A 26,332-nucleotide genomic window follows, 5' to 3' on the forward strand; every position below is an offset into this window, starting at 1 on the left:
AAATTTTTAATGAATAACGATATAGAAAACTTAAAAAAAAGATTAATTTACAGATCCCAGTACAGAGGTACCAAAGAAATGGATAAATTAATTGGTAGTTTTGTAAAAACTCATATTGATAATTTTGATTTAGATAAACTTAATGAATTAGAGAAATTCTTATCAATAGACGATGACACTTTATATAAATTTTATAATAACCAATTAGAAAAAATAGATCACGCAAACGAAGAAATGATTAAATTATATAAAAATCACATTTATAAAAAGTGATGGCGGAGAGACTGGGATTCGAACCCAGGAAAGAGTTGCCCCTTTGCCGGTTTTCAAGACCGGTGCTTTCAACCACTCAGCCATCTCTCCGTGAGCTAGTTTTTATAATTATAATTATTTAATTCAACTATAAAATAGTCTAATAAACTGACTATAGCCTCAAACACCAAAATATGAATCAAGAATTTAATAAAGGACTTTTATTGACCTCATTAGGTTCTTTTTGGTGGGGATTTATTGGGGTTATTTATTTTAAATATCTAGAATTTATAGGATTTGTAGAAGTCATTATTCATCGATGTGTATGGACAGCCTTTACATTAATTATTACTACATTTTTTTTTTCTAAATGGAAAATTTTTATCTCTACAATCAGAAATAAGAAATTTCTTTTTGGATTATTTTTTTCTGGATTATTAATTTTTATTAATTGGGCTGTTTGGATTTATGCAGTTGCAACTGATCGAATAATCGATGCAAGTTTTGGATATTTCATTATGCCTATTTTAAGTGTTTTTTTAGGCTACATATTTTTTAAAGAAAAATTAAATAAGAAAAGAATATTTTCGATTTCATTAGTCATACTATCTATTATCATTCTATTATTTCTAAGTATTAAGTCATTACCATGGGTTGGAATAGTTGTTGGTTTAAGTTGGGGATTTTATAACTTAATACGAAAAAAAATAAATGTTGATACTGATATTGGTCTTTTAATAGAAAGCCTGTTTATTTTACCATTTGCTTTAGTTACTTTTTATTTTGTTTATCAAAAAGGGTTAAATGATTTTTCTACAAATAATATTCCATTATCTTTATTTATTATGTTGGCTGGTCCAATGACAGTGATTCCACTTTTTTTGTATGTGCGAGGTGTTGAGTTAAGTGGTTTAGGTCCAGCAGGTATGATTTTTTATATTACACCTACCTTGCAGTTCTTATTGGGTTATTTTTATTATGGTGAGCCATTTTCCACAATAAAATTTGTTAGTTTTATTTTAATTTGGATTGCAGTAATAATATATTTAAAAGATCTTTATGAAACTAATTAAGTTTTCAATTATTTTTTTACTAATATTTACTAAATATTCTTTTTCATATGATGTTAATGACTTCAATAAATGGAAGCTTAATTTTAAAAAAATAGCCTTAAAAAATAATATATCTGAAAACACATTTAATATGGTGATGTCCAATGTCAAATACTTACCAAAAGTAATTGAGTATGACCGGTTCCAACCTGAATTCTATGAAGATACGAAAACATATATTGGAAAAAGAACCTCAAAACAAAAACAAACAAAAGGTAAAAACTTTTATAAAGATAATAAAGATATTATTGATTTAGTTGAGGCGGAGTTTGATATTGAAAAAGAGTTATTACTAGCATTAATGGGTATTGAAACAAACTTTGGAACCTATGTTGGAAAAATGGATATTATTTCGTCTTTGGCAACTTTAAGTTATGACCAACGACGATCTGAATTTTTTACTAAAGAATTAATAACTTTATTGAAATTAATAGAAAATAAGAAAATTGATTATCAAACACTATATGGATCTTGGGCTGGTGCTTTTGGTTTTTTTCAATTCATGCCAAGTACAATAACTAATTATGCGATTGATTATAATAAAGATGAAATGATTAACTTAAAAGATAATAAGGATGCTTATCCATCTGCTGCTAACTATCTTAATCAAATAGGGTGGAAAAAAAATGAACCATGTTTTTATAGAATTGAATTAAAAAATAATATTCCAAAAAAATATTTAAATATTTCTGCAAAAAAACTTCATAACAAAAAGAAATTAGGTTTTTTTAAAAAATATATAAAAGATTCATTTAAATTGAATGATGTAGATGATAATGTTAACACAGCCATTATAACTCCTGATAAAGATATCATACCAGGTGCGGAAACTTTAAATCCAGCTTATATAGTTTTTGATAATTATGAAGTTATTCTAAAATGGAATAGATCATTAAGGTTTGCACTTGCTGTCTGCACATTGAAAGATAAATTTAAAGATGAAATTTAGATATATATTTTTTTTATTTATTCTTGTATTTATATCTGGCTGCGAACAATACAGCGGAAAATCAAAAAAAGTAAATTTCAAACCTGAGATTAAATATAGAAACACTGGATTTGCATTAATTTATAATGAAAATTTAGATTTAAAAAAACTTGATCAAAGATCTTTGGAAATTTTTCACAAATCTTTAAAAAAAAAATCACAAGTAAAAATTACAAATCCTTTAAATGGAAAATCTTTGATAGCTAAAATTAAATCAAATAATGTAAAATTTTCTAATTTTTATAATTCGGTAATTAGCGAAAGAATTGCTGAAGATCTGGAAATTAATCCAATAGAACCTTATATAGAAATTGTTCTAATTTCAAAAGATTCAACATTTATAGCTAATAAAGCAAAAACATTTGATGAAGAAAAAAAAGTTGCAGAAAAAGCACCTATTGATGGAATTAAAATTAGCAGTCTCAATGAGAGTAAAGAAAATATAAAGATAAATAAATCTGATCAAAAGATATCCTATTCAATAAAAGTTGCCGATTTCTACTATAAAAAAAGTGCCTTTTTAATGATTGATCGAATTAAATCAGAAACAACCATTAAAAATATCAAACTTGTTGAATTATCAAAAAATAATTTCAGGGTATTATTAGGTCCTTTTAATGATATAAAATCTCTACAAGAATCTTTTGAACAAATGAACTCACTTAATTTTGAAAATTTAGAAATACTTAAAAATGTTTAGAATAATTATTATTAATCTTTTATCTTTTATTTTTTTAATTTCTATTTCAAATTCAAATATTGAAATTAAAGCTCGTACTGCCATTCTTCAAGATTTTTTATCTGGTGAAATTTTATATGAAAAAGAACCAGATATTCAAATCTATCCGGCATCCATGACTAAAATTATGACTTCCATAATTGCATTTGATTTAATTAAATCTGGAGACTTAAGTTTAGATGACAAATTTATTGTATCTGAAAAAGCTTGGAGACTTTCAACTGCAGGATATTCATCGATGTTTATCATGGTTGGTGATGAGGTTTCAGTTGAAGATTTACTTCATGGTATAATAACAGCATCAGGTAATGATGCCTGTATAGCACTTGCTGAAGGTATTGCTGGAACAGAAGAAGAATTTGCAATTTTAATGACAGCTAAGGCGAAAGAATTAGGTATGGATAATACTAATTTTGCAAATTCATCAGGTATTAATGATCCTAACAATTATTCAACTGTTAGAGATATATTAAAAATGTCCAGATATTTAATACAAAAACATCCAGATTTTTATGAATGGTTTTCAATTAAAGAATTTACATGGGATAGAACAGGGGGCGATCCTATAACACAAGGAAATCGTAATCCTCTATTATATAAAAATATTGGTGCTGATGGTATCAAAACTGGATATTTAGCTGTTGAAAAATATTCTTTAGCTTCGTCATTAATAAGAAATGGAAGAAGATTAATTGCTGTTGGCAGTGGATTTGAAACTAAAAACTCAAGATCTAGAGAAAGCTCTAAACTTTTAACTTATGGATTAACTAATTTTGATGTTGTCGAAATAAATAATGCAAATAAACCAATTGATAAAATTAATGTATGGCTCGGAAAAGAAGATCAAGTTGAAGTTTATGTTAATGAAAATATTTATAAAACAATCAAGAAGGCTAAAAAAAGATTATTAAAAGTTTCTTTAAAGTATGAAGGACCTGTTGAAGCGCCAATTAAAAAAAACGATATATTGGGAAAATTCAGAGTTGTTTATGATGAAGAGTTAATAGGTGAATATGAACTTTTGGCCGCTAAAGACATAGAGAGAGTAAATATCTTTACTAGATTAATAAAGTCTTTGAACTATTTAATCTGGGGTGATGTCTAGATATCCTGTAATAGTTTTTGAAGGTATAGAAGGTAGTGGTAAAAGCTTCCATATTTCTAATGTAGCAAGATATCTTAAAAAAAAAAATATAGATTTTATAAAAATACGCGAACCTGGTGGTTCTACGAACGCTGAAAAAATTAGAAAACTAATTTTAAATAAAAAGTCTAATTTTAATAAGATAACAGATTTATTGCTTTATCTTGCTTCCAGAAGTGAAAATATTGAACAATTAAAAAAAAGTTATAAAAAAAAAGTAATTTTGATTGATCGATTTACTGACTCTACAATTGCATATCAACATTATGGCTTTGGCGTTGATATAAAATTAATAAACACTATCAATAATTTTATCTTAAAAAAATTTAAAGTTGATTATACATTTTTAAATATTGTTAATAAAAACAATATGATTAAGAGATTAAAAATTAGAAAATCACTTAATAGATACGATAAATTTAAGACTAGTTTTTATCAAAAAGTTCAGAGAGGTTTTATAACTTTGGCAAATAAAAATAAAAAAAAGTATAGCATTGTTAATTCGAATTATAGTATTGATTATAATAAGAAAATTATATTACGAACAATAGATAAAATACTATGAGTAATTTACTACCTATTAATCAATATAAACTTTATGGCTTAGAAAAATATTTTACTGAACTTGTAAAGTTTTATAAAAACCAAAAATTTCCAAACAAGATTTTATTCAGTGGTCAAAAAGGTATCGGTAAATCTACGTTAGCATTTCATTTTATAAACTATGTATTAACAATAGGTGAACAAGTAAGTTATGATGTGGAAAATTTTCAAATAAATACAGAAAGCTCTGAATTTAAAACGATAAATAACAAATCTAATACAAATTTGATAACAATTGATGTTAATGAAGATAAAAGATCTATTGATATTCAACAAATCAGAGACCTTATAATTGATTTAAATAAATCCTCCTTTAATCAAAAACCAAGATTTGTTTTAATTGATAATATTGAATTATTAAATACCAATTCAATTAATGCATTACTAAAAGTTCTTGAAGAGCCTAATAAGAATATTAATTTTATATTAATACATAATAACAAAAAAATTTTACCAACTTTATTATCTAGATGTATCAATTTTAAGATCAATTTATCAAATCAAGAATATTTGAAAATTTCAAATCAACTTTTAAAAGATGATATAAATAATTTGATTTCAAATGAATTAATAAATTATTATTTTACACCTGGTGAAATTTATCATTTAGTTCAATTTTCCTTAGAACATAAGTATGATTTATCAAACATAGATTTAAGAAATTTTCTAAAAATTTTGATTAAAGATGCGCATTATAAAAAGAATAATTTTATCAATAATATGATGTATTGTTTTATTGAATTTTATTTTAGAAAATTAAACAAATCTTTTTCTAAATTAATCAATAAAAAGTATAGCTATTTTATTAAGAGAATTTCAGATACAAAAATTTATAACTTAGATAAAGAATCTTTATTTATGGAGTTTAATGAAGAAATTTTAGATGCCTAAAAATTTTTATATCACAACACCAATATATTACCCTTCTGCAAAACCTCATATGGGTCATGCATATTCAAGTATTATTGCTGATTTTTTTGCAAGATTTAAAAAAATTGATGGTTTTGATGTTAATTTTTTAACTGGCACAGATGAACATGGACTTAAAATTCAAAGAGCAGCTGAAAAAAAGGGGGTAGAAACTCTTAAATTTTGTGATGAGATAAGTAAAACGTTTCGAGATTTATCTAAAACACTTAATTTAACAAATACTGATTTTATTAGAACTACTGAAGATCGTCACAAAAAATCTGTCCAAAGTTTATGGAAAGAATTGGAAAAAAATAACGATATATATTTGTCAAAATATTCAGGATGGTATTCTGTATCTGATGAAGCATTCTATACAGATGATGAAATTGAAGAAATTGATGGTAAAAAATTATCTAAAACTTCTAAATCACCAGTTGAATGGATAGATGAGGAATCTTATTTTTTCAGACTTTCTAAATGGGAAAAACCTTTACTGAATTACTATGAAAAAAATCCTGAATTTATATCTCCAAAAACAAGAAGAAATGAAGTTATTAGTTTTGTTAAAGGAGGTTTAAAAGATCTATCAGTAAGTAGAAAAAGTTTTTCTTGGGGGATACCAGTACCTAGTAATAAAGAACATGTGATTTATGTTTGGTTGGATGCATTAACGAACTATATCAGCGCACTAAACTACCCTGATATGGATAATGAGCTTTTAAAAAAATATTGGCCTGCAAATGTACATTTGATAGGCAAAGATATATTGAGATTTCACGCTGTATATTGGCCAGCTTTTTTATTAGCTGCAAATATACCTTTGCCTAAAAAAGTTTATGGTCATGGTTGGATACTTTCTGGTGAAGAAAAAATGTCTAAGTCAAAAGGTAACATTTTAGATCCAATAGAAATAATTGATCAATATGGCTTAGACCCTTTAAGATATTATTTAATCAAAGAAGTTTCATTCGGAAATGATGGCAATATTTCACAAGATAGATTGGAGGATTGTATAAATAGCGATCTAGCAAACAATTATGGAAACTTGTGTCAAAGAGTTACAGCTTTTGCGATTAAAAACTGTGAAGGTAAAATTCCTAAAGACATTGAATTTAATCAAGATGACTTATTAATTTTAGATAAATTTAAAGATAATATTAATTTAATTAGAAAAAAAATTGATGAATTAGACTTAAATTTTTATATTGAGTTTATTGTCAATTCATTATTTGAAGCAAATAAATATTTTAATGACCAAGAACCATGGAAAAAAAAGAGTGATATTAAAAGATTGAATACGATAGTTTTTACAACATTAGAAATTGTTAGAAAAATAAGTTTTATGTTATATCCAATAATCCCTCAGTCATCATTAAATGCTCTAAAAATTTTTTCAATAAATGAAAATCAAATTGATTTTTCAACAATTGATAATCATAATTATTTAACTAAATTAGATGCAATTAATAAAATAGATATTTTGTTTAAAAAAATTGAGAAACAAAATGATTGATTCACATTGTCATTTAGATCATTCACCACTTTTTGATGATATAGTTAATGTCATTAAAAGATCTAAAGAAGTAGGGATAGAAAAATTGCTTACAATTTGCACAACCATAAAAAGTTTTGAAAAAATAAAACTTTTAGTAAAGCAAGACGATATAATTTTTGGGACATATGGAATCCATCCTCATGAAGCTAAAAATGATAAAGTAAATTCAGATATAATCATCAAAGAAGTTAAAAATAATAATAAAATAATTGGTATTGGTGAGACTGGGTTAGATTTTTATTATAATCATAGTGATAAAGATGATCAGATAACTAGTTTTGAAGAGCATATTAAAGCCTCACTTGAACTAAACATTCCCTTAATTGTTCACTCAAGAAATGCAGAAAAAGACACACTAGAAGTTTTTAGCAAATACAAAAATAAGAATTTAAAAATTTTAATGCATTGCTTCACTGGTTCAAAAGAATTTGCAGAAAATTTGCTATCTTTTGGGGCTTATTTTTCTGCTAGTGGAATTATAACTTTTAAGAATTCTTTAGAATTGCAAAATACATTTAAACATATTCCATTAGATAGAATACTTATTGAAACTGATAGTCCATATTTAGCACCAGTCCCAAATAGAGGTAAACAAAATGAGCCATCTTATGTAAAATATACAGCTCAAAAACTTGCTGATATCAAAAATATTTCAAATTTAGATTTAATAAAAAATACCACATCAAACTTTAATAATCTTTTTAATTAATGAAGTTTACTATTTTAGGGTGTGGAAGTTCAATGGGTGTACCAAGATCTGATGGATATTTTGGTAATTGTGATCCAAAAAACAAAAAAAATTACAGGACAAGATGTTCTGCTTTAATACAAACTAAATCTGAAAATGTTTTAATTGATACCTCTCCAGATTTAAGACAACAATTGATTTACAACAAAGTTAAAAAAATAGATAAAGTTCTATATTCTCATATGCATGCTGATCAAACACATGGCATTAATGATTTGAGAGTTTTTTACATCCAAAACAAAAAAACTATTCCTGTATATGCAGATAATCCAACTAAAAAATATTTATTCAACACCTTTAAATATTGCTTCATTAATAATAGCAAAGAATATCCAGCCACTCTTAAATTAAACTCTTTAAATGATAATTTGTCTATTTCTGATGGTAAAAAGAAACTAAAAGTTAAGGGTGTTAATGTTAAACATGGTAAAGTGAACAGTGTTTGCTACATAATTGATAAAAAAATTGCATATATCAGTGATATTAGTGATATTTCTGAAAAGAATTATAAATTTTTTAGAAATTTAAAATATTTAATAATTGATTGTTTATGGTTGAGATATCATCCATCCCACTTAAATCTAGAAAGTTCCTTAAAATATATAGATAAATTCAAACCGAAAAAGGCAATTTTAACAAATCTACATTCAGATTTAGATTATAATTTTTTAAAAAGAACTTTACCTAAAAATGTTATGCCTGCTTATGATGGATTAACAATAACTTTATAGTATTTCTTCTATCTTATTTATTAACTTTTTTGACATTGGTTTTGTGAAGGATGAGTAAGTATCTTCAATTTTTCCATTTTTATTTATCAATATTTTATGAAAGTTCCATTTTGGGACAGCAGAATTTCCATAATTTTCTTTTGCCCATAAATAAATAGGATGTGCATTTTCTCCCTTAACATCAATTTTTGCAGTCATTGGAAACGTTATATTAAAATTCGTTTCACAAAAATCTTTTATTTCATTGTTGCTACCTGGTTCTTGACCACCAAACTGATTTGAGGGTACACCCAAGACTACTAATCCTTTCTCACTATACTTATCGTATAGTTCCTGAAGTTCAGAATATTGTTTTGTGAAACCACAGTTGCTTGCAACATTTACAAGTAAAATTGTTTTATCTTTTAAATTTTCTAGAGGAAAAGTTTTCTCATTTATATCTTTAATTTCAAAATCGAAAAATAGTTTGTCATATTTCGCATTCACTGTGCTAAAAAATGAAATCATAAAAATTATAGTATAAATTAATCCTTTAAATTGGTTCATTTATTTTTAGAAGAAATTAACAATATGAAGTAACCAAAAACTGTAGAGAGTAAGGATCCTGTCAAAACACCAATTTTAACTCCATCAATATATTGGGTATTTTCAACAAAAGCTAAATTTCCAACAAATAAACTCATTGTAAAACCAATTCCAGTTAAAATTGAAACACCATATACACTTAACCAATTAGAATTATTTGGCATATCAGCAAATTTAAATTTCACTGAAACATAAGAGAATAATAATACACCAATTTGTTTTCCAAAGAAAAGACCCATTAAAATTCCAAGTGGGACAGGGTTTAATAAGCTTGATAAAGATAATCCTTCGAGATTTACGCCAGCATTAGCAAAAGCAAATATTGGCATAATAATAAATGCTACATAAGGAGAAATAGCGTGTTCAAGTTTTACTAATAATGAAAAATCATGTTCTTTAAGTCTGTGAGGTATTGTTGATGCCAATAAAACACCAGCAATAGTTGCGTGTATTCCAGATTTATAAGTAAAAAACCACATACACAATCCTATTAATAAATATGGTGTAAAGATCTTAACTGAAAATTTATTAAGGACTAATAATAAAATATAACTTATCAATATTAAACTCAAATAAGGTATGCTTAAATCGCCTGAATAAAAGAACGCTATAATTAAAATTGCACCTAAATCATCTATTATTGCAAGTGCTGTTAAAAATACCTTTAACGAAATCGGAACTCTTGAACCAAGTAAAGATAATATTCCTAAAGAAAAAGCAATATCAGTTGCGGAAGGTATCGCCCATCCATTAATTGTTTCTGTATTTCCAAAATTAATAACTACGTAAAATAGAGCTGGTACAACCATTCCACCAACCGCAGCAATAATAGGAAGTAAAGCTTGTTTGATATTTGATAATTCGCCTTGAAGAAATTCTCTTTTAATTTCAAGTGTTACAAAGAAGAAAAAAATTGCCATCAAAGCATCGTTTATCCAATGATGGACTGATAATTTTAATCCTAAGTCATTTATTCCTATAAAAAGATATTTTTCCAACGTTTCAAAATAAATATTACTAAATGCACTATTACTTATGACTAAAGCAAAAATGGCAGCTATTAAAAGAACTAATCCACTTGCAGCTTCAAGTTTAAAAAACCATTTAAAGGGTTTTGAAATATATTGAATCATTTTTAAATAAATAAATTTTTAATAAATAAATATAAATCTTTTAATGTTTCAAAAAAATTATACAAGAATATTTCAAGGCCTGGAATAGTGTTACTAAGGGGTGATTTAAAAGTATCTAAAACTATTATTAATGCAATAAATGAAATTATAGATACCAATAAATAAGATAAGAACTTGCTAATTCCTGATGATTTTATAGTTGTATTTTTATCTTTAAGTTTATCTGAAATTAATTTTTCATTAGTATCAATTTTTCCTTTTTCTGTTTGATTTTTATAAGATTCATCTAATTCTTTATTTTTTAAAGAAATTTCAATTTCACTCTTATTTTGATTTTCACTTTCATCAGAAATAGTTTCATCATTTTGAGTATCAATTTGTGGTTTATAAAACCATACATGATTACAAGAGCCACACTGTATGGTTCTTCCATTTTCTGGAATTAAAGAGGAGTTTACCTCAAATTTTTTTGAACAACTGATACAATCTATAATCATTAATTTTTATAACATATTATCAAAATAATTCTTTTATTTACTAATCTTTATACTTTGCAATATTTAATAAGTACTGTATTAGTACAATTTCCGGAGTGTAGCGCAGCCTGGTAGCGCATCTGGTTTGGGACCAGAGGGTCGCAGGTTCGAATCCTGCCACTCCGACCATTTATGAGAAAAGCAAAAATTTATATTCCAAATAAAAACCCTATGCAATCTGGTACGGGAAAAACTGATAAATGGATTTTAGAATATGAAACTAAAGATCCTTCAAACAATCCTTTAATGGGATGGGAAAGTTCATCTGATACATACACGGAGATAAAATTAGAATTTTCATCAAAAGAATTAGCAATTAATTATGCAAAAAAGAAAAAAATAGATTTTGAGATAATAGAACCAAGAAAAAGAAAAGTAGTTAAGAAATCTTACGCAGATAATTTTTTAAGATAATTAATGTTTAAATTTTTTACTCAAAAAAAATGGTTTTTATGGAGTATTTTTGGTTCATTATTTATTTTGGTCTCAACATGGTATCAAGTTCAACTTGATGTAAAAATAAATGAATGGTTTGGGCAGTTTTACGATACTCTTCAAAAAGCTTTAACTACACCAAACTCTGTTACCGAAACAGAATTTATTGGATATCTTTTTTCATTTGCTAAAATTGCTGCACTTTGGATAATAATTGCAGTTTTCACAGGTTTTTTTACTAGTCATTGGGTTTTTAGATGGAGAACATCAATGGCAGATTATTATCATGAGCAATGGCTAAAGGCACGCCTAACAGAAGGTGCTTCCCAAAGAGTTCAAGAAGATACTTTAAAATTTGCAAGAATAATGGAAGGCCTTGGTACAGGTTTGCTTGATAGCATTATGACTTTAATAGCTTTTACGCCTATACTTTGGGCATTATCAAAACAAATAAATGTATTACCATGGATAGGTGAGGTAGATCATGCTTTAGTTTGGGTTGCAATTATTTCTGCATTAGGTGGAACATTACTTCTTGCTGCTGTTGGTATTAAATTACCTGGTATTGAATATGATATTCAAAAGGAAGAAGCTGGTTATAGAAAAGAATTAGTTCTTGGTGAAGATGATCCTATAAGAGCTGCTCCTCCAACCATTGGACAATTATATGATAGAGTTAGAGGTATTCACTTCAAATCCTATTTTCATTATTTATATTTCAATACTGTTAAGTGGAGTTATTTTCAAGGTATGGTAATTGTCCCATATTTAGCACTTGCACCGACTATTGTCACTGGTGCTATTACACTTGGATTTGTTCAGCAAATTACAAGAGCATTCGGTAGGGTCGAGGGTTCTTTACAATATCTGGTAAAAAGCTGGTCAACCATAGTTGAGTTGATTTCTGTTTGGAAAAGATTAAGAGAATTTGAGGAAAAATTAAATCTAAAAATTGAAACTGAATTTGCAAGATAATGGCTATTGATAAAAAATATTTAGATTTTTTTCATAAAGTTGCAGTGAAGGCAGCTTATGCATCTTATCATCTAGTTGGAAAAAAAGATAAAATTGCAGCTGACAAAGCTGCAGTAGATGCAATGAGAAATGAATTAAATAAGATTGATATGAATGGCCAAATTGTTATTGGAGAAGGTGAACTTGATGAAGCGCCAATGCTTTATATTGGTGAAAAACTTGGTAATGGGAATGGTCCAAAATTAGATATCGCCGTTGACCCTTTGGAAGGAACAAATTTTGCAGCGAATAATTTGCCTGGTGCATTATCAGTTATAGCGGTGGCTGAAAAATCAAAATTATTTAACGCACCTGAAACATATATGGATAAAATAGCTATCTCTGAAAATAAGAAAGGTATTGTAGATTTAGATAATTCCGTAAAAAAAAATATAATGAATCTTGCTGATTATAAAAATACTACACCTGAAAATCTAACAGCATGTATCTTGGATAGACCGAGACATAAAAAACATATTGATGAATTGAAAGCTTTAAATGTAAAATTGAAGTTAATTACAGATGGCGATGTTTCTGGTGCTCTTTTAGTAACTAATGATAATCATAATGTTGATATTTTTTTAGGTATAGGTGGCGGTCCAGAAGGTGTATTAGCTGCATCTGCTCTCGATGCATTTGGGTGTTTTTTTCAAGGTAAATTTATATTCGAGACAGATAATGATAAAATTCGTGCAAAAAAAATGGGAATTGAGGATTTTGATAGAAAATATGAATTAAATGAAATTGTTTCAGGTGACTCAATTTTTTGTGCTACAGGAATAACTTCTGGTGATTTGGTTCAAGGTATAAAGATTGATAAAAACTGTTTTACATCAGAAACTTTAATTACTCATAAGTCATTTGGTATAAAGAAGATATATCGATCTACAAATACAATTTAATGAAATCAGTTTCCGGTAAACACTGGGAAGAATTATCAATTAATAAAAGGATTATTGAAAAAATAAAAATAGATCATGATTTAAATGATATTCAAGCTAAATTAGTTTTATCTAGAAATTATACTAAAGAAGAGATTTTTTTAATCAAAAATAAAATTCCTTTACATAATCCTTTTTTAAAAACTAAAGATTTTTTATCTGGTATAAAAATATTGAATAATACAATAATCAATGAAGGTAAAATACTTATAATTGGAGATTATGACGTGGATGGTTGTGTATCAACTAGTCTAATGGTAAATTTTTTAAGAAAAAATAATGTTCACCCAGATTATTACATACCAAATAGATTTGAAGATGGTTATGGAGCTAGTGAGAAATTAATAAAAAAATTATTAAAAAAATATAAGCCAGAATTAATTATTTTTTTAGATTGTGGATCGAGTTCATATGAAGCTTTAAAATATCTAAACTCAAAGTCCATTAAATCGATCATCATAGATCATCACAATGCACAAAAACCATATCCGCCTTGTAATGTTTTAATCAATCCTAAAAAAGATGTAGATTATAAAGAATTTGATTATTTTTGTACTGCATTTTTAACTTATTGGTTTATCGATCTTTTAATCAAATTTTATAAATTTGATAAATCATCGAAAGATTATAAGATTTTTGTATTATTAGCTACTGTAGCTGATGTGATGCCAATAAGAGGCTTAAATAAAATTTTTGCAAAAAACACAATAGAAAGTTTTGACATTAATAAAAATTTTATAATCAAATATATATTTAAGCTTCTAAAAATTAAAAAAAAATTAGAAATAGATGATCTTGGGTATAGAATTGCTCCTATTTTAAATTCAGCTGGTAGACTTGAGGATGCAAATCAAATTATAGAATTATTAACAACAAACTCTGATAAACTTAAAGTAAAAATCATTGATAGTATAAATAAGCTTAATGAAAAAAGAAAAATTTTAGAAAAAAACATATTAAATAATTTAGACATAAAGAAAATAGAAAAACAAAATAGTGTAATTTTTATTTACAATACTTTTTTACATGAAGGAATTATTGGCATAATAGCATCAAGGATAAAAGACTATTTTAATAAACCATGTATTGTATTAACAAAATCAAGAGGAATTGTTAAGGGGTCAGCAAGATCAACCAATGATTTTAATCTTGGAAATTACATTAATAAAGCTGTACAAAAAAAAATATTACTTAATGGTGGTGGTCACAACCTTGCTGCTGGACTTAGTTTGAAAGAAAAAAATATTAATAATTTTAAAAACTTTATTAATAGTTTCTTTTCTGAAAATATAAATTCTTCTAAATTAAGTTATGATTCTAAAATTTCTTTTAATGGGATAAATAAAGATTTCATTAAATCTATTAATTTACTTGGTCCAATTGGTAATAATAATCCAAATCCGTTATTCTTATTACAAGATGTTAAATTTGTTAAATCAAAAAATTTAAAGAATAATTTTCTTACATGTTTTGTTGTGAAAAATAAAAAAATGATAAAAGCATCATCTTTTCATAATATAAATTCTTCTATTTCATATGAATTACAAAACTCTGATAATACTTTTGATTTAGTGGCTAGAATTAAACTGAACAAATGGAACAATAAAAATACTATAGAATTAGAAATTATTGATTTAATTAAAGTTATATAAAACTTGATTATTTGATTTTTTTCCAATAAATACATGCCTTCTGGTCCCTTCGTCTATCGGTTAGGACACGTGGTTTTCATCCTCGAAAGAGGGGTTCGATTCCCCTAGGGACCGCCAAATTATGTTTTATGTTTACTTAATTGTAACAAAAAGTAAAAATAAGCTTATCTCATATGTTGGCTATACCAGTGATATTACGAAGAGAATTAGACTACATAACACCTCGAAAGGAGCTAAATTTACTAGAGGCAGGTACTGGAAATTAATTTATTATAAAAAATTTAATTCAAAGATTTTAGCTTTAAAAGAAGAATACAAACTAAAAAAAAACTATAAACTAAGATTAAAGATTAAAAAAGATTATATAGCCAATGAAAATATCAATTTTACTTCCATATAAAGAAAATTTTTCAGAAAATTACGCAGGAGCAGTTTCTATATTTGTCAGAGATATAACTAAAAATAGTGTTTATTCTAAAACAACAAAAGTTTATGGAAATACTTCATTTAAAAGAACTTTCTTAAAAAAATGCTATGTAAACATTCCTCTAAAAAAAAGTTTATTAAAAAGTACAAGTAAAATTTTCGTAGAAGAATTTTTAAAACAAGAGAAAAATTTCAACTCTGATATAATTGAGATTCATAATAGACCTAATTATTTAAGATATCTAAAAGGTATTAATAAAAGAAAAATTTTATATTTTCATAATGATCCTTTATCAATGACAGGGTCAAAAAAAATATCAGATAGAATTTTTTTATTAAACCATATTGATAAAATACTATTTAATAGTAAATGGTCACAAGAACGTTTTTTTATTGGTTTAGAAAATGAAATTTTATTAAAACATAAAACAGCTGTTTGTTATCAATCAACTTCATCCACAAATATAGATTTTAATAAAAAACAAAAAATTATTTCGTTTATTGGAAAATTGAATTCTGCAAAAGGATATGATTTGTTTGGAAAAAGTGTTTTAAAAATTTTAGATGAGTTCCCAGATTGGAAAGCATTAGTAGTTGGTGACGAACCAAGAGAAAAAATTAATTTTCAACATAAACGATTATATGTTTCTGGTTACACCAAACATGAAAAAATATTGGAATTATTAAAAAAAGTTAGTATTTCAGTCGTTTGCTCAAGATGGGATGAGCCATTTGGCAGAACTAGTCTTGAGGCATCTAGCAGAGGCTGTGCGGTAATTATTAGTAATAAAGGGGGATTACCTGAAACTTCAAGAAATTCAATAATTCTAAAAGATTTAAGTGTTGAAGAAATTTACAATGAAATAAAGAAATTAATATTAAATCCAAAACTACTTAGAAGGTTACAAAAAAAAAATTTTAAAAGTTTTGTATTTGATCACAAATTTATCTCTAATTTGATTGATATAAATAGAAAAGATCTTTTTTTAGAAAATAATCTTTTTGTTAAAAGAAACAAATCTCTAAAAATAATGCATATAACCAATTTAAATGAAAGGTTTAATGGAAGATTACATTACAATACTGGTAGAAGGTTAAATAATGGGTTCTTAAGGAATGACCATAATGTTTTAAGTATTAGTGATAGAGATATTCTTCATAACAACAAAAAAATTAATGATTTAGATGGTTCAAATTTACTTCAAAAAAAAATTTTAGAAACATATGAAAATTTTAAACCTGAGTTGATTGTTTTAGGACATGCAGATAAAGTCTCCAATCAAACGCTAGAAATAATTAAACAAAAAAATAGGTCTATTAAAATTGCTCAATGGTTTCTTGATCCTTTATCTAAAAATGGGCCAGATTTTAGGAATAATAAGAAAAGAATCTTAGATAAGATCAATTTTATTGATAAAACTTTTTTAACTACTGATCCAAAATCCTTAAGTTTTAATATTAGTCGTTCAAGTTTTATGCCAAATCCCTGTGATAAATCCTTTGAAATTCTTTCAAATTATCAAAGAAATTGTAATTACGACGTTTTTTTTGCAATGAGTCATGGTGTGCATCGAGGCTTGCTGAAAAAAGGTAAGCACGATGATAGAGAAAAATTCATAAACAAGCTTATAAAAATTAATAATGAAGTTTCATTTGATATATATGGCATGAATAATATTCAACCCATCTGGGGCGATAAGTTTATCTCAAAAATTTCAAATTGTTATATGGGTATCAATTTAAGTAGAGGCGCTCCAATAAGATACTATAGTAGTGATAGAATTGCGCAGCTAATTGGAAATGGACTTTTGACTTTTATTCATGAAAAAACCTATTTAAATGATTTTTTTTCAAATAAGGAAATAGTATTTTATAAAGACATTTATGATTTAAGTGAAAAATTATCAAAATTTAAAAAAGACAAAAAATTTGGTAGAAAAATAGCTAAGAATGGTAAACAAAAATATTTTAAGTATTTTAATTCAAATATAGTTTCAGATTATATAATCTCAAAAACTTTCGAAAGAAAAAGTAAATATCATTTTATTTGGTAGAATGTTCTCCATTATTATTCCAACATATAACAATTATAATTATTTAAAACTTTGTGTTAAAAGTATAAAAAAAAATTCATTATATGATCATGAGTTAATCTTTCATATTAATGATGGATCTGATGGTAGTTTAGCTTTTATTAAAAATGAAGGTTATAAATTTACTCATTCAGAAAATAATATTGGATTATGCTCTTCAATAAACAAGGCTGCAAAATTATCTAATAATAAATATATTTTATATAGTCATGATGATATGTATTTTTGTCCTGATTGGGATAAAGTTTTATCAAATGAGGTTAAAAGTTTAAATCATGAAAATTTTTATTTGTCAGGTACAATGATAGAGCCTTACTCTGGTCATATTGTTTGTAATTTTGGGACTAATTTCAGTAATTTTAAAGAGGATGAACTATTAATTAGATATAAGGATATAAATTTTTACGATCATCAAGGCACTCACTTTGCTCCACATTTAGTTTCAAAAAAAATGTGGAATAAGGTAGGTGGCTTTAGTGAAGAATTTAATCCTGGTATAGCATCTGATCCTGACTTTAATATGAAATTATGGAAAGAAGGTGTGAGAATATTCAAAGGACTAAATGATTTTAAAGTCTACCATTTTGGCTCATTAACTACTAGAAAGAAAAAAAATTTTATTCAGAATAGAGGTGATAAAACTTTTTTAAAAAAATGGGGTATTACAACTAAATTTTTTAAAAAATATTATTTAAAATCAAAGACAAAATATAAAGGGCCACTAACTAAGCCTAAATTATCTTTGAATTATATTTTTGGCCTTATGACTTGTAAAATAAAATTTTTTTTTACAATTTAATTTTATTAAGAGCATTATTTTTAAATAGATTTGCTTCTTTAATATATCTTCTAACCATTTCTGTTGATTTATGACCAGTCATTGCCATTATACTTCTTTCTTCTGCTCCGGCTTCTGCTGCAGAAGTTGCAAAACCTGACCTCAAACTGTGTCCTGAATAATTAGTGTTTTCAATTCCTGCTAATTTCAAATATTCTTTTATAAGTAAAGCGACTGTTTGATCTGTTAATCTTTTTTCTGATAATTTTGATCCTTTATTAAATCTTCTAAATAATGCTCCAGAATTAATTTTTGAAATTTTAATCCATTCAGTGATTGAAACAACTGGACAATATTTAGAATTTTCAAAGTAGGGTAGTCCCTTTGCTGATCCTTCTCCAAATTGATCGGTTTTTGATCTTCTAAGGTTGATTTTTAATCCTTCTTGGACGAAATCTAGGTCTTCATAATCTAGCGAAACTATTTCATTTCTTCTAAATCCACCTGAAAAGCCTATTAGAATTATTGATCTATCTCTTAGTTTTTTTATTTCCTCAATTTTTTGATCATCTATTACATTAATTATGTTTTTTAAATTATTGATTAATATAGGTTTTTTACCTCTTTGTATGCTTCCTTTTCTTCTTTTAATTCCCATTATATTCTCAATAATTGAAGGATGTTTTGTATCTAAATAATGGCCTTTAAGCTTATGTACGATGCCAATGGAAACAAGTCTGCGTTTTAAAGTACTCATTTTTAGATCGTTTTTTGACAAATTTGTTAAATATAATGAGACTATTTGAGGATTTGTTGGAAAAGAATTGAAACCATTCTTGTTACAAAACAAACTGAAATCATTAAAATCTGACTTATATGCTCTTATCGTATTTTTTGCTTTAGAATTTTGCAGATTTAATAGTGTTTCTTCCTGAAGTTTTTTTATATTTATATTTAATTCTGATTTAGCTTTAGGCTTAATTTGGAACATTGAATAAGGTTTTTTTAGTGTCATAATATTATATTACTATTGATAACCATTAATTATCGTTAGTAATATATTAGTAGATTTTTAATGTCAATACAAATAATCAATCAATTAATGATTAAAAAATCTAAAGATCATCTAAGTTCGGTAAATGAAAATTATTTTGAACATATGTTAGTTGCTTTAAAAGTTAGTTTTAAAATGTTCTATGGAAGTTTATTGGCACTAATCCATGGTCTAATTCCAGGTGTATTTCAAACTAGTGCAAGTAACAAAATTAAGGAACTTTATGAATTTATTAATAAACCAAGATAATATAATAATAACAATAATTTATTTATATATATTAAAGTAAATGATTAGAAATATAGAGAGAAAAGATAAAGAAAATTGGATAAAATTGTATTGTGGATACGCAAAATTTTACAAAGTCCCAATGAATCAATCCATTTTAGATACTTTATGGGATTGGATACATGATAAAAACCATGTTATTAAGGGTATTTGCTATGAATTAGAAGGTAAAATAGTAGGAATAGCTCATTTTAGAACAATGCCAAGACCAATTAAAGGTGAATATATTGGGTTTTTAGATGATTTATTTGTAGAACCTGATTTTAGAGGCCAAAAAATAGCTCAAAAGCTAATTAATTATTTAAGATCCCTATCTAAAGATAATAATTGGGAAGGAATTCGCTGGATCACCCACTCTTCTAATGAAAATGCAAAAAAATTATACGATAAAATAGCTAACAATACAGGATTTGAACTTTATGAACTTAAAAGGAACTAAATTTCAGCTAAAAGTCTGGAATTATTTAATGAAAATCCCTAAAGGTAAGGTTAAAACATACCTAGAAGTTGCTAAAGCTATAGGAAAACCCAAAGCCTTTAGAGCAGTTGCTAATGCTGTTGGCAAAAACCCCTTTCCTCCAAAAATACCCTGTCATAGAGTAATCAGATCTGATGGTAGTCTCGGTGGATATTCTGGAAAAGGTGGGATTCAGCAAAAAAGACGTTTATTAAGATCAGAAAAAGTCTTCATTAAATAAAATTTTTAAAGCACTCAATGCTTAAATTAACAGCTAAAATAAACACTTTTAAGCGATTTTAGTCATTTTTAGTATAAATAGTATTATACACCCTTTAGTTGTACTAAATATATAGAATTGCTTAAAATTAGGTACTCTACGGCCGTTTAAACTGCATATTCTAATACTGCATTGCTCTAGTTTTTAACAATAACAACACTTTTAGAAGATCATTAAAATTGCGTTAATTATGATATTTTAAGTTATAATTTGCACTCTAAAATCCTACTTTTAAAACAAAATAGTATATAAAGCGTTAAAAAGTATTGATTTTAAATGATTTTTAAAAATATCTTTTTATTTATGGATACCAACTCTCAAATTTTTCTTTTTCTATTATAATTTTTACTCATTTTAAGACTATTTCTTTATAATTTTTTTTGAATATTAAAATATATATATTATTAAATTATTAAATAATAACAATTATTTATATATATAATCTAAAGTAATACTTTAATATATAGTAAATTAATAATTACTAATATTTAATCTTATTTAGATAATATTCTCTCTTTGCAATATATAAACCGCTTAAAACTATAATAAAAAGACCTAAATAAGTCCAATTATCAGGAAGCTCATTAAAATAATAATAGCTAATAAGGATATTAGTTATAATTTCGGTATAACCTAAAGGAGCTAATTTAGAGGCATCTGCATATTTAAGTGAAATGATCAGAAAAAGATGAGCTATAGAGGCTATAAGGCCTATTAAAGCCATAATAATCCATTCATTTAATGAAGGTTTGACCCATACAGAGGGTAAAAATAATGAAATTATCAAAAGCCCTACTACACTGGTAAATAATAGAGTTAATAAAGGATTATCTGAAGTGCTAAGTTTTCTAGTTATTATAAAATAAAAGCCATAACAAATACCACAACATACTGCAGCTAATGTTGCTAGATTAACTTCAATAAATCCTGGTCTAATTACAATTAAAGCACCTAAAAAACCCACTAATACAGCTGACCACCTTCTAATTCCAACTTTTTCATTCAAAAATATTGGGGAAAATGCTGTGCAAGTAATAGGAGCTACAAATGCTAAAGTTAAAGCTTTTGGAAGAGAGATAACTGAAATTGCATAAAAAAAACATAAAGTTGAAAAAGCTAAAACAAAACCTCTAATTATTTGTAATCTAGGGTTTTTACTCCACACAAGAGTTTTTTTATAAAAAAAAAGCATGAGACTTAATGTAAAAAGTGCAGAAAAAAAATATCTCGCCCAGGCTATTTGAAACACATTCATTGAGTTACTTAAAAATTTAGCTAAAGCATCCATTACTGGTACAATCATCCAAGCAGATGCATTCAGAATTATAGCCTTCATCAAATTAAGATATAGATTAATTAAAATACTTTAAAGCAAAGAATACAACTATAGGAATAGTGAAGAAAGACATTATAGTTGATACCACGATCATACTAGCAATACTATCAACAACTTTTTTCTTAGAATACATAGAACCAACAAGATAAGTTAAAACAGCACTAGGCATTGCGCACTGTATTAATAATGAACCAGCTGCATAACCATTTAAATTAAAAAATTTTATTATAAAAAATCCAATAATTGGCCCTAAAATTACTCTAGAGAAAGAAGAAATAATTGCATTTTTAAAATCAAAAATTTTTAATCTGGTAAGAGCTATACCCAAGGACATTAAAACTAAAAAAATTGTGGCATAAGACAAAAGCATAGTGAGATTAATAAGAAAAATAGGCGGATTTATTTCAAAAAATAAGAAAGAAATTGAAAAGAGTATTGCATAAAATGCAGGTGTTTTAAAAATTAGATTAATATCAAATTTTTTTTTGGCCAGAAAAATACCTACTGTAAAATGTAATAACATAATGATTGCTGCAATAGCAGAAGCAACACCAAAACCTTTTGTTCCGTATGCAAATAAACATATTGGAAGACCCATATTTCCGGTATTTGGAAGTATAAATGGAGGTAACTCCTCAATGACATCTTTTTTTAAAAAAAAAAGAAATAACAAGCCCACTATTGAAAATGCTAATACAGCTATAAAAAAATAACCAAAATAAAGTGAAAATATTTTAAATGTTACACCAGTAGATGTAATTGAAAAAAAAATTAGACCAGGAGATCCTATATTTGCAGAAAAATTTGTAATAAAATCAGTATCTATTTTTGGATTTTTTTTTCCTAAATAATAACCAATACCAACCACAAAAAAAACTGGAAATACAGCTTCAAACAATCTTAATAAAAGATCCATCAATTAAAAATTCTTATTAATGTAGGAAATTGTAAAACAGCCTTATCTTTATTAATAATTTTCAAACATTGTTGGATATTTTTTTCTGTTGTTTTGTGAGTAGTCATAACAATTGTTGCTTTATTAAATTTATGGTTGGGTGTTTGAATAAGTCTTTTAATAGATATCTTATATGCTGCTAATTTGTCAGCAATTTTAGACATTACACCAGGTACATCTTTAACCTCAAATCTTAAATATAAAGAATTCGTATAATTTGCTAAATTAAAGTGTTTAAATTTTTTTTGTGTGAAAGAAGAAATACCAAAAGGGTTTTTAATATTACCTCTTAGGATTGACAATAAATCAGATAATAAAGAAGAAGAAGTTGGGCCAGGCCCTGCCCCTTCACCTTGTAAAATAGTCTCACCTACTGGTAAACTATTTAAAATAACTGCATTCATTACACCATTAACATTCCCGATATAAGATTTACCATCAACCAAAGCAGGATGAACTCGCTCGAACAACTCGCCTTTTATAATTTCAGTGATACCAAGAAGTTTTATTTTCATGCCTAACTGATTTGAAATTTGAATATCTTTCAAATCAATATTTTCAATTCCTTCCATTAAGCATTTGTTATTTGCAATTTTAGAATTAAAACCAAGAGATGATAAAATTCTAACTTTGGCAAAAGCATCGTAACCGTTTAAATCTAATTTAGGGTTTCCTGGCTCTGCATAGCCTAATTGTTGAGCTTTCTTTAAAACTTCAGAGAAACTTTTGTTAGAAGTTTCCATTTCAGATAGAATATAGTTAGTTGTTCCATTTAAAATTCCATAAATTTTTGAAATTTTATTTGTGGCTAAGCCCTCTTTTATTGTTCTTAAAATTGGTATTCCACCTGCAACTGAAGCTTCAAATTCAAGATTAACTTTATTTTTTTCTGCCAACCTTGCTAGATTATTTCCATATTTTGCAATTAAAGCTTTGTTGGGAGTTATTACATGAATCTTATTTTTTAAGGCTAATTCAACTATACGCTTAGAAATTCCATCAGACTGACCAACAACTTCAAATAATATATCTGGTTTTAGTTCTTTAATGATTTTAATTGGATTAGAATAAAAAATTTTTTTATCAATTTTAAATTTTCTTTTTTTATTTTTTGATTTTGCAGATATTCCAACTATCTTAATCTTTTTACCTGTTTTTAATTCAATATCTTTTTGTTTAGTCTTTATTTCATTATATAAATAATTTCCAACTTGACCTAATCCAACTATTGCAATTTTAATCTGATTATTCATTAATTATCTATATTAGGATAAGGACTATTTTCTGCGTATTCCTTAAGTTTATTTTGAAATTCCTCAAAACTCATATCATCGGTAAATTTAATATCTGAAAAATTATTTTCTAATTTGTCAGTGTTCATTGAACAACCAGCAAATAAAATAAATATTATAAACAATCTTTTCATGTCAATGCCTCATTCTCTTTAAATCCTTTTAATATATTCATATTTTGAACAGCTTGGCCAGCACCACCTTTGATTAAATTGTCTATTGTAGAGAGTATTATTGCTTTATTCTTATTCTTAGATTTACAAATAGATATTTCACATTTATTAGAATTGATAACATTATTAGTACTTAGCATAGAGTTTAGTTTAGCAATCTTAATAAAAGTAGATTTCTTATAAAAATTAACAAGTTCTTTATGTAATTTATTGATTGTTATACCTTGTTTTAAGTCAATATAGATTGTGCTTAAAATACCTCTAAACATTGGAGTCAAATGAGGAGTAAAAGTAAATTCTACTTTTGTTTTGTTCAATTTATTTAGAAATTGTTGAATTTCTGAATTATGGCGATGAATACTAACACCATACGCGCTAAAAGATTCATATAAATTCTTATTCTTATACTTCTTATGGACCCCTCTGCCGGCACCAGAATATCCAGATTTTGAATCTATAATAATATTATTTTGTTTAATTAATCTTTTTCTTATTAGAGGTGTCAATGCAAGTAAGATCGATGTTGGATAACATCCAGGGCAACCTATTATTTGAAAATTTTTGATTTTATTACCTGTTAGTTCAGGCAATGAATAAAATGATCTTTTTATTAAATTTGGAGCTTGATGTTTTTGTTTGTACCATTTTAAATATTCTGAGGCTTTTTCTAATCTAAAATCAGCAGCTAAATCAATTAAAGTATTTTTTTTTAATAGCTTTTTTGAAATTTTTTGAGCTTCACCATTTGGCAATGCAGTAAATATTATATCAATATCATTTAAAAATTTATAATTAAATTTTACAATTTTTGGTAATTTTTTATTTTTCAATCTTGAATCATAACTAGAAATATTTTTTCCTATTGAGGTATTTCCACAAAGATATTTAATCTTAACATATCTATGTTTTAAAAGTATATTTACTAATTGAATACCTATATAGCCTGTTGATCCAGCAACTAATACATTAAGCTTACGCATTTTATATTATAACAGTTTAGATTTAAAAAAAAATTATCTTTTAGAAAATTGAAAGCTTCTTCTAGCTTTTCTTCTACCAGGTTTTTTTCTTTCAACTGCCCTAGGATCTCTGGTAGTTAAATTTTCTGTTTTTAAAGTAGTTTTAAGATTTGCATCAAACATTACTAATGCTTTAGAAATACCGTGAACCATTGCACCGGCTTGACCAGTATGACCTCCACCTGTAACACTGCATCTTACATCGTAATCTGTAGCTTGGTTAATAATTTCAAATGGTCTAGTTATTTGCATTTTGTGGTTTTCACTTACAAAATATTGATCAAATAATTTCCCATTAACGTAAATTTTACCAGTTCCTTTTTTTAACCAAACTTTTGCAATTGAGGTTTTTCTTCTTCCAGTAGCATATTTACTATCTTTGAAATCTAAATTTAATTTAGTTTTTTTTGAAGTTGTTTCAGTCGTTTCCATTTTAATTTCTAACTAAGTTTTTACTATTAAGTTTTGCAATATCAATTATTTTTGGATTTTGAGCAGAGTGTGGATGTTCATTACCTGAATATATTTTCAATTTTGTTAATTGTTTTTTTCCAAGTACTCCACCTGGCAACATTCTCTTAACTGCCAATTTTAGGGCTTCACCTGGTTTTTTATCTGCTAATTTTTCAGGAGTAGTTTCTTTTATCCCACCAGGATGTCCTGTATGTCTATAATACTTTTTATTTTGAAATTTTTTTCCAGTAAACTTTATCTGCTCAATATTTTTTACTACTACGAAATCACCATCATCCATATGTGGTGTAAAGGTAGTTTTATTTTTCCCTCTTATAATTTTAGATACTACTGTCGCTAATCTCCCAACTACAGCATTTTTAGCATCAATTTCATACCAGTTAGAGGTTAACTGATCTTTTTTTAAGAATTTCGTCATTGTGCCAGGATTAATACTATTATTAAATTCAAAGTCAATTTGATAATTCTATTGCAATTAATGACTTTTATGATAAATATCTCTTTGCCGATTTGATCCTATTGCGGGCTTTAAACTGCTAAAATGGAATTTTCATAACATAATCGGTAGGTATTTGAACTGTATTGTGCACCTAACACAATGTTGAAGCACTAAAAAAGGAGAAAAAA

Annotated in this window: 31 protein-coding genes, 3 tRNA genes and 1 riboswitch; of the genes, 22 read left to right on the forward strand and 12 right to left on the reverse strand. The window is 26.2% G+C overall.

The window, feature by feature from the left end:
• Window positions 1-9 precede the first annotated feature (9 nt).
• Window positions 10-273, forward strand: coding sequence for a succinate dehydrogenase assembly factor 2 (locus tag ACTTAU_RS05070; RefSeq protein WP_085114269.1), 264 nt, complete (start codon window positions 10-12; stop codon window positions 271-273).
• Here ACTTAU_RS05070 and ACTTAU_RS05075 read toward each other — a convergent pair.
• Window positions 274-363: transfer RNA gene (locus ACTTAU_RS05075), tRNA-Ser, on the reverse strand.
• Window positions 364-446: 83 nt separating this feature from the next.
• Between ACTTAU_RS05075 and rarD the strand changes: the two genes are divergently transcribed.
• Genes rarD through ACTTAU_RS05120 form a run of 9 tightly spaced genes read left to right on the forward strand, consistent with a single transcriptional unit; the run spans window position 447 to window position 8,784 of the window.
• Window positions 447-1,325, forward strand: coding sequence for an EamA family transporter RarD (gene rarD, locus ACTTAU_RS05080; protein WP_438304985.1), 879 nt, complete (start codon window positions 447-449; stop codon window positions 1,323-1,325).
• Complete coding sequence (locus tag ACTTAU_RS05085; RefSeq protein WP_438304983.1) at window positions 1,312-2,313, forward strand: lytic murein transglycosylase; 1,002 nt, start codon at window positions 1,312-1,314, stop codon at window positions 2,311-2,313. Before rarD ends, ACTTAU_RS05085 begins: the two co-directional genes overlap by 14 nt.
• Complete coding sequence (locus tag ACTTAU_RS05090) at window positions 2,303-3,052, forward strand: hypothetical protein (RefSeq protein ID WP_438304981.1); 750 nt, start codon at window positions 2,303-2,305, stop codon at window positions 3,050-3,052. Before ACTTAU_RS05085 ends, ACTTAU_RS05090 begins: the two co-directional genes overlap by 11 nt.
• Window positions 3,045-4,196: a D-alanyl-D-alanine carboxypeptidase family protein gene (locus ACTTAU_RS05095; RefSeq protein ID WP_438304979.1), complete on the forward strand. Its 1,152-nt coding sequence runs from the start codon at window positions 3,045-3,047 to the stop codon at window positions 4,194-4,196. Before ACTTAU_RS05090 ends, ACTTAU_RS05095 begins: the two co-directional genes overlap by 8 nt.
• Window positions 4,189-4,800, forward strand: coding sequence for a dTMP kinase (gene tmk / locus ACTTAU_RS05100; protein WP_438304977.1), 612 nt, complete (start codon window positions 4,189-4,191; stop codon window positions 4,798-4,800). Before ACTTAU_RS05095 ends, tmk begins: the two co-directional genes overlap by 8 nt.
• Window positions 4,797-5,729 carry an AAA family ATPase gene (locus tag ACTTAU_RS05105; RefSeq protein WP_438304975.1) on the forward strand — a complete coding sequence of 311 codons (933 nt, stop codon included), beginning with the start codon at window positions 4,797-4,799 and terminating at the stop codon, window positions 5,727-5,729. Before tmk ends, ACTTAU_RS05105 begins: the two co-directional genes overlap by 4 nt.
• A complete protein-coding gene (gene metG / locus ACTTAU_RS05110) occupies window positions 5,722-7,263 on the forward strand; it encodes a methionine--tRNA ligase (protein WP_438304972.1) in 1,542 nt (513 codons plus the stop codon). Before ACTTAU_RS05105 ends, metG begins: the two co-directional genes overlap by 8 nt.
• Window positions 7,256-8,014, forward strand: a complete 759-nt coding sequence (locus tag ACTTAU_RS05115; RefSeq protein ID WP_438304970.1) for a TatD family hydrolase — start codon at window positions 7,256-7,258, stop codon at window positions 8,012-8,014. Before metG ends, ACTTAU_RS05115 begins: the two co-directional genes overlap by 8 nt.
• A complete protein-coding gene (locus ACTTAU_RS05120; protein WP_438304968.1) occupies window positions 8,014-8,784 on the forward strand; it encodes an MBL fold metallo-hydrolase in 771 nt (256 codons plus the stop codon). Before ACTTAU_RS05115 ends, ACTTAU_RS05120 begins: the two co-directional genes overlap by 1 nt.
• On the opposite strand, the gene ACTTAU_RS05125 is transcribed toward ACTTAU_RS05120, so the two are convergent.
• From ACTTAU_RS05125 to ACTTAU_RS05135, 3 genes are read right to left on the reverse strand one after another with little or no spacing between them, the layout of a single operon-like run.
• Window positions 8,779-9,330, reverse strand: a complete 552-nt coding sequence (locus tag ACTTAU_RS05125; RefSeq protein ID WP_438304966.1) for a glutathione peroxidase — start codon at window positions 9,328-9,330, stop codon at window positions 8,779-8,781. The two genes, ACTTAU_RS05120 and ACTTAU_RS05125, sit on opposite strands and share 6 nt — an antisense overlap.
• Window positions 9,327-10,502 carry a Na+/H+ antiporter NhaA gene (nhaA, locus tag ACTTAU_RS05130; protein WP_438304963.1) on the reverse strand — a complete coding sequence of 392 codons (1,176 nt, stop codon included), beginning with the start codon at window positions 10,500-10,502 and terminating at the stop codon, window positions 9,327-9,329. The genes ACTTAU_RS05125 and nhaA overlap by 4 nt, the downstream gene beginning before the upstream one ends.
• 2 nt (window positions 10,503-10,504) lie before the next feature.
• Window positions 10,505-10,999 (reverse strand): zinc-ribbon domain-containing protein, encoded by a 495-nt coding sequence (locus ACTTAU_RS05135; RefSeq protein ID WP_438304960.1) that lies wholly within the window; start codon window positions 10,997-10,999, stop codon window positions 10,505-10,507.
• Window positions 11,000-11,090: 91 nt separating this feature from the next.
• Here ACTTAU_RS05135 and ACTTAU_RS05140 point away from each other — a divergent pair.
• The 9 genes from ACTTAU_RS05140 (at window position 11,091) to ACTTAU_RS05180 (ending at window position 18,398) form a co-directional block, all read left to right on the forward strand.
• Window positions 11,091-11,167: transfer RNA gene (locus tag ACTTAU_RS05140), tRNA-Pro, on the forward strand.
• Between the two features lie 3 nt (window positions 11,168-11,170).
• Entirely contained in the window at window positions 11,171-11,452 is a 282-nt protein-coding gene (locus tag ACTTAU_RS05145) for an ETC complex I subunit (protein ID WP_438304958.1), read from the forward strand.
• 3 nt (window positions 11,453-11,455) lie between these two features.
• Window positions 11,456-12,448, forward strand: a complete 993-nt coding sequence (locus tag ACTTAU_RS05150) for a putative transporter (RefSeq protein ID WP_438304956.1) — start codon at window positions 11,456-11,458, stop codon at window positions 12,446-12,448.
• The gene (gene glpX, locus ACTTAU_RS05155) at window positions 12,448-13,389 is read left to right on the forward strand and encodes a class II fructose-bisphosphatase (protein WP_438304954.1); all 942 of its coding nucleotides are present in this window, start codon (window positions 12,448-12,450) and stop codon (window positions 13,387-13,389) included. The genes ACTTAU_RS05150 and glpX overlap by 1 nt, the downstream gene beginning before the upstream one ends.
• On the forward strand, window positions 13,389-15,080 hold the full coding sequence (recJ, locus tag ACTTAU_RS05160) for a single-stranded-DNA-specific exonuclease RecJ (RefSeq protein WP_438304952.1): 1,692 nt from the start codon (window positions 13,389-13,391) through the stop codon (window positions 15,078-15,080). Before glpX ends, recJ begins: the two co-directional genes overlap by 1 nt.
• Window positions 15,081-15,122: 42 nt before the next feature.
• Window positions 15,123-15,197, forward strand: a tRNA-Glu gene (locus ACTTAU_RS05165).
• 4 nt (window positions 15,198-15,201) lie between these two features.
• Complete coding sequence (locus ACTTAU_RS05170; protein WP_438304951.1) at window positions 15,202-15,480, forward strand: GIY-YIG nuclease family protein; 279 nt, start codon at window positions 15,202-15,204, stop codon at window positions 15,478-15,480.
• Window positions 15,452-17,560 (forward strand): glycosyltransferase, encoded by a 2,109-nt coding sequence (locus ACTTAU_RS05175; RefSeq protein ID WP_438304950.1) that lies wholly within the window; start codon window positions 15,452-15,454, stop codon window positions 17,558-17,560. The genes ACTTAU_RS05170 and ACTTAU_RS05175 overlap by 29 nt, the downstream gene beginning before the upstream one ends.
• A gap of 1 nt (window position 17,561) precedes the next feature.
• The gene (locus tag ACTTAU_RS05180; RefSeq protein ID WP_438304949.1) at window positions 17,562-18,398 is read left to right on the forward strand and encodes a glycosyltransferase family 2 protein; all 837 of its coding nucleotides are present in this window, start codon (window positions 17,562-17,564) and stop codon (window positions 18,396-18,398) included.
• On the opposite strand, the gene ACTTAU_RS05185 is transcribed toward ACTTAU_RS05180, so the two are convergent.
• Window positions 18,388-19,368: a site-specific integrase gene (locus ACTTAU_RS05185; protein ID WP_438306248.1), complete on the reverse strand. Its 981-nt coding sequence runs from the start codon at window positions 19,366-19,368 to the stop codon at window positions 18,388-18,390. The genes ACTTAU_RS05180 and ACTTAU_RS05185 overlap by 11 nt on opposite strands.
• A gap of 84 nt (window positions 19,369-19,452) precedes the next feature.
• Here ACTTAU_RS05185 and ACTTAU_RS05190 point away from each other — a divergent pair, with 84 nt between their 5' ends.
• The 3 genes from ACTTAU_RS05190 to ACTTAU_RS05200 are packed head-to-tail and all read left to right on the forward strand — an operon-like array spanning window position 19,453 to window position 20,417.
• On the forward strand, window positions 19,453-19,680 hold the full coding sequence (locus tag ACTTAU_RS05190; protein WP_438304948.1) for a DUF6356 family protein: 228 nt from the start codon (window positions 19,453-19,455) through the stop codon (window positions 19,678-19,680).
• A gap of 40 nt (window positions 19,681-19,720) precedes the next feature.
• Window positions 19,721-20,158 (forward strand): N-acetyltransferase family protein, encoded by a 438-nt coding sequence (locus tag ACTTAU_RS05195; RefSeq protein ID WP_438304946.1) that lies wholly within the window; start codon window positions 19,721-19,723, stop codon window positions 20,156-20,158.
• On the forward strand, window positions 20,139-20,417 hold the full coding sequence (locus ACTTAU_RS05200; RefSeq protein ID WP_438304944.1) for a methylated-DNA--[protein]-cysteine S-methyltransferase: 279 nt from the start codon (window positions 20,139-20,141) through the stop codon (window positions 20,415-20,417). Before ACTTAU_RS05195 ends, ACTTAU_RS05200 begins: the two co-directional genes overlap by 20 nt.
• A 520-nt stretch (window positions 20,418-20,937) precedes the next feature.
• On the opposite strand, the gene ACTTAU_RS05205 is transcribed toward ACTTAU_RS05200, so the two are convergent.
• Genes ACTTAU_RS05205 through rplM form a run of 7 tightly spaced genes read right to left on the reverse strand, consistent with a single transcriptional unit; the run spans window position 20,938 to window position 26,123 of the window.
• A complete protein-coding gene (locus tag ACTTAU_RS05205; RefSeq protein ID WP_438304943.1) occupies window positions 20,938-21,792 on the reverse strand; it encodes a DMT family transporter in 855 nt (284 codons plus the stop codon).
• Window positions 21,793-21,808: 16 nt separating this feature from the next.
• The gene (locus ACTTAU_RS05210; RefSeq protein ID WP_438304942.1) at window positions 21,809-22,708 is read right to left on the reverse strand and encodes an AEC family transporter; all 900 of its coding nucleotides are present in this window, start codon (window positions 22,706-22,708) and stop codon (window positions 21,809-21,811) included.
• On the reverse strand, window positions 22,708-24,000 hold the full coding sequence (locus ACTTAU_RS05215; protein WP_438304941.1) for a homoserine dehydrogenase: 1,293 nt from the start codon (window positions 23,998-24,000) through the stop codon (window positions 22,708-22,710). Before ACTTAU_RS05215 ends, ACTTAU_RS05210 begins: the two co-directional genes overlap by 1 nt.
• Complete coding sequence (locus ACTTAU_RS05220; RefSeq protein ID WP_438304939.1) at window positions 24,000-24,173, reverse strand: hypothetical protein; 174 nt, start codon at window positions 24,171-24,173, stop codon at window positions 24,000-24,002. The genes ACTTAU_RS05215 and ACTTAU_RS05220 overlap by 1 nt, the downstream gene beginning before the upstream one ends.
• On the reverse strand, window positions 24,170-25,192 hold the full coding sequence (argC, locus tag ACTTAU_RS05225) for an N-acetyl-gamma-glutamyl-phosphate reductase (RefSeq protein WP_438304936.1): 1,023 nt from the start codon (window positions 25,190-25,192) through the stop codon (window positions 24,170-24,172). Before argC ends, ACTTAU_RS05220 begins: the two co-directional genes overlap by 4 nt.
• A gap of 33 nt (window positions 25,193-25,225) precedes the next feature.
• Window positions 25,226-25,663 carry a 30S ribosomal protein S9 gene (rpsI, locus tag ACTTAU_RS05230; protein ID WP_438304934.1) on the reverse strand — a complete coding sequence of 146 codons (438 nt, stop codon included), beginning with the start codon at window positions 25,661-25,663 and terminating at the stop codon, window positions 25,226-25,228.
• Between the two features lies 1 nt (window position 25,664).
• Window positions 25,665-26,123 carry a 50S ribosomal protein L13 gene (gene rplM / locus ACTTAU_RS05235; RefSeq protein ID WP_438304932.1) on the reverse strand — a complete coding sequence of 153 codons (459 nt, stop codon included), beginning with the start codon at window positions 26,121-26,123 and terminating at the stop codon, window positions 25,665-25,667.
• A 139-nt stretch (window positions 26,124-26,262) separates the two neighbouring features.
• A riboswitch (SAM riboswitch) is annotated at window positions 26,263-26,329 on the forward strand.
• Window positions 26,330-26,332: the final 3 nt, after the last annotated feature.

The sequence above is a fragment of the Candidatus Pelagibacter sp. HIMB1505 genome (assembly GCF_052047915.1).
In the GTDB taxonomy this organism is placed as follows: Bacteria; Pseudomonadota; Alphaproteobacteria; order Pelagibacterales; family Pelagibacteraceae; genus Pelagibacter; species Pelagibacter communis_A.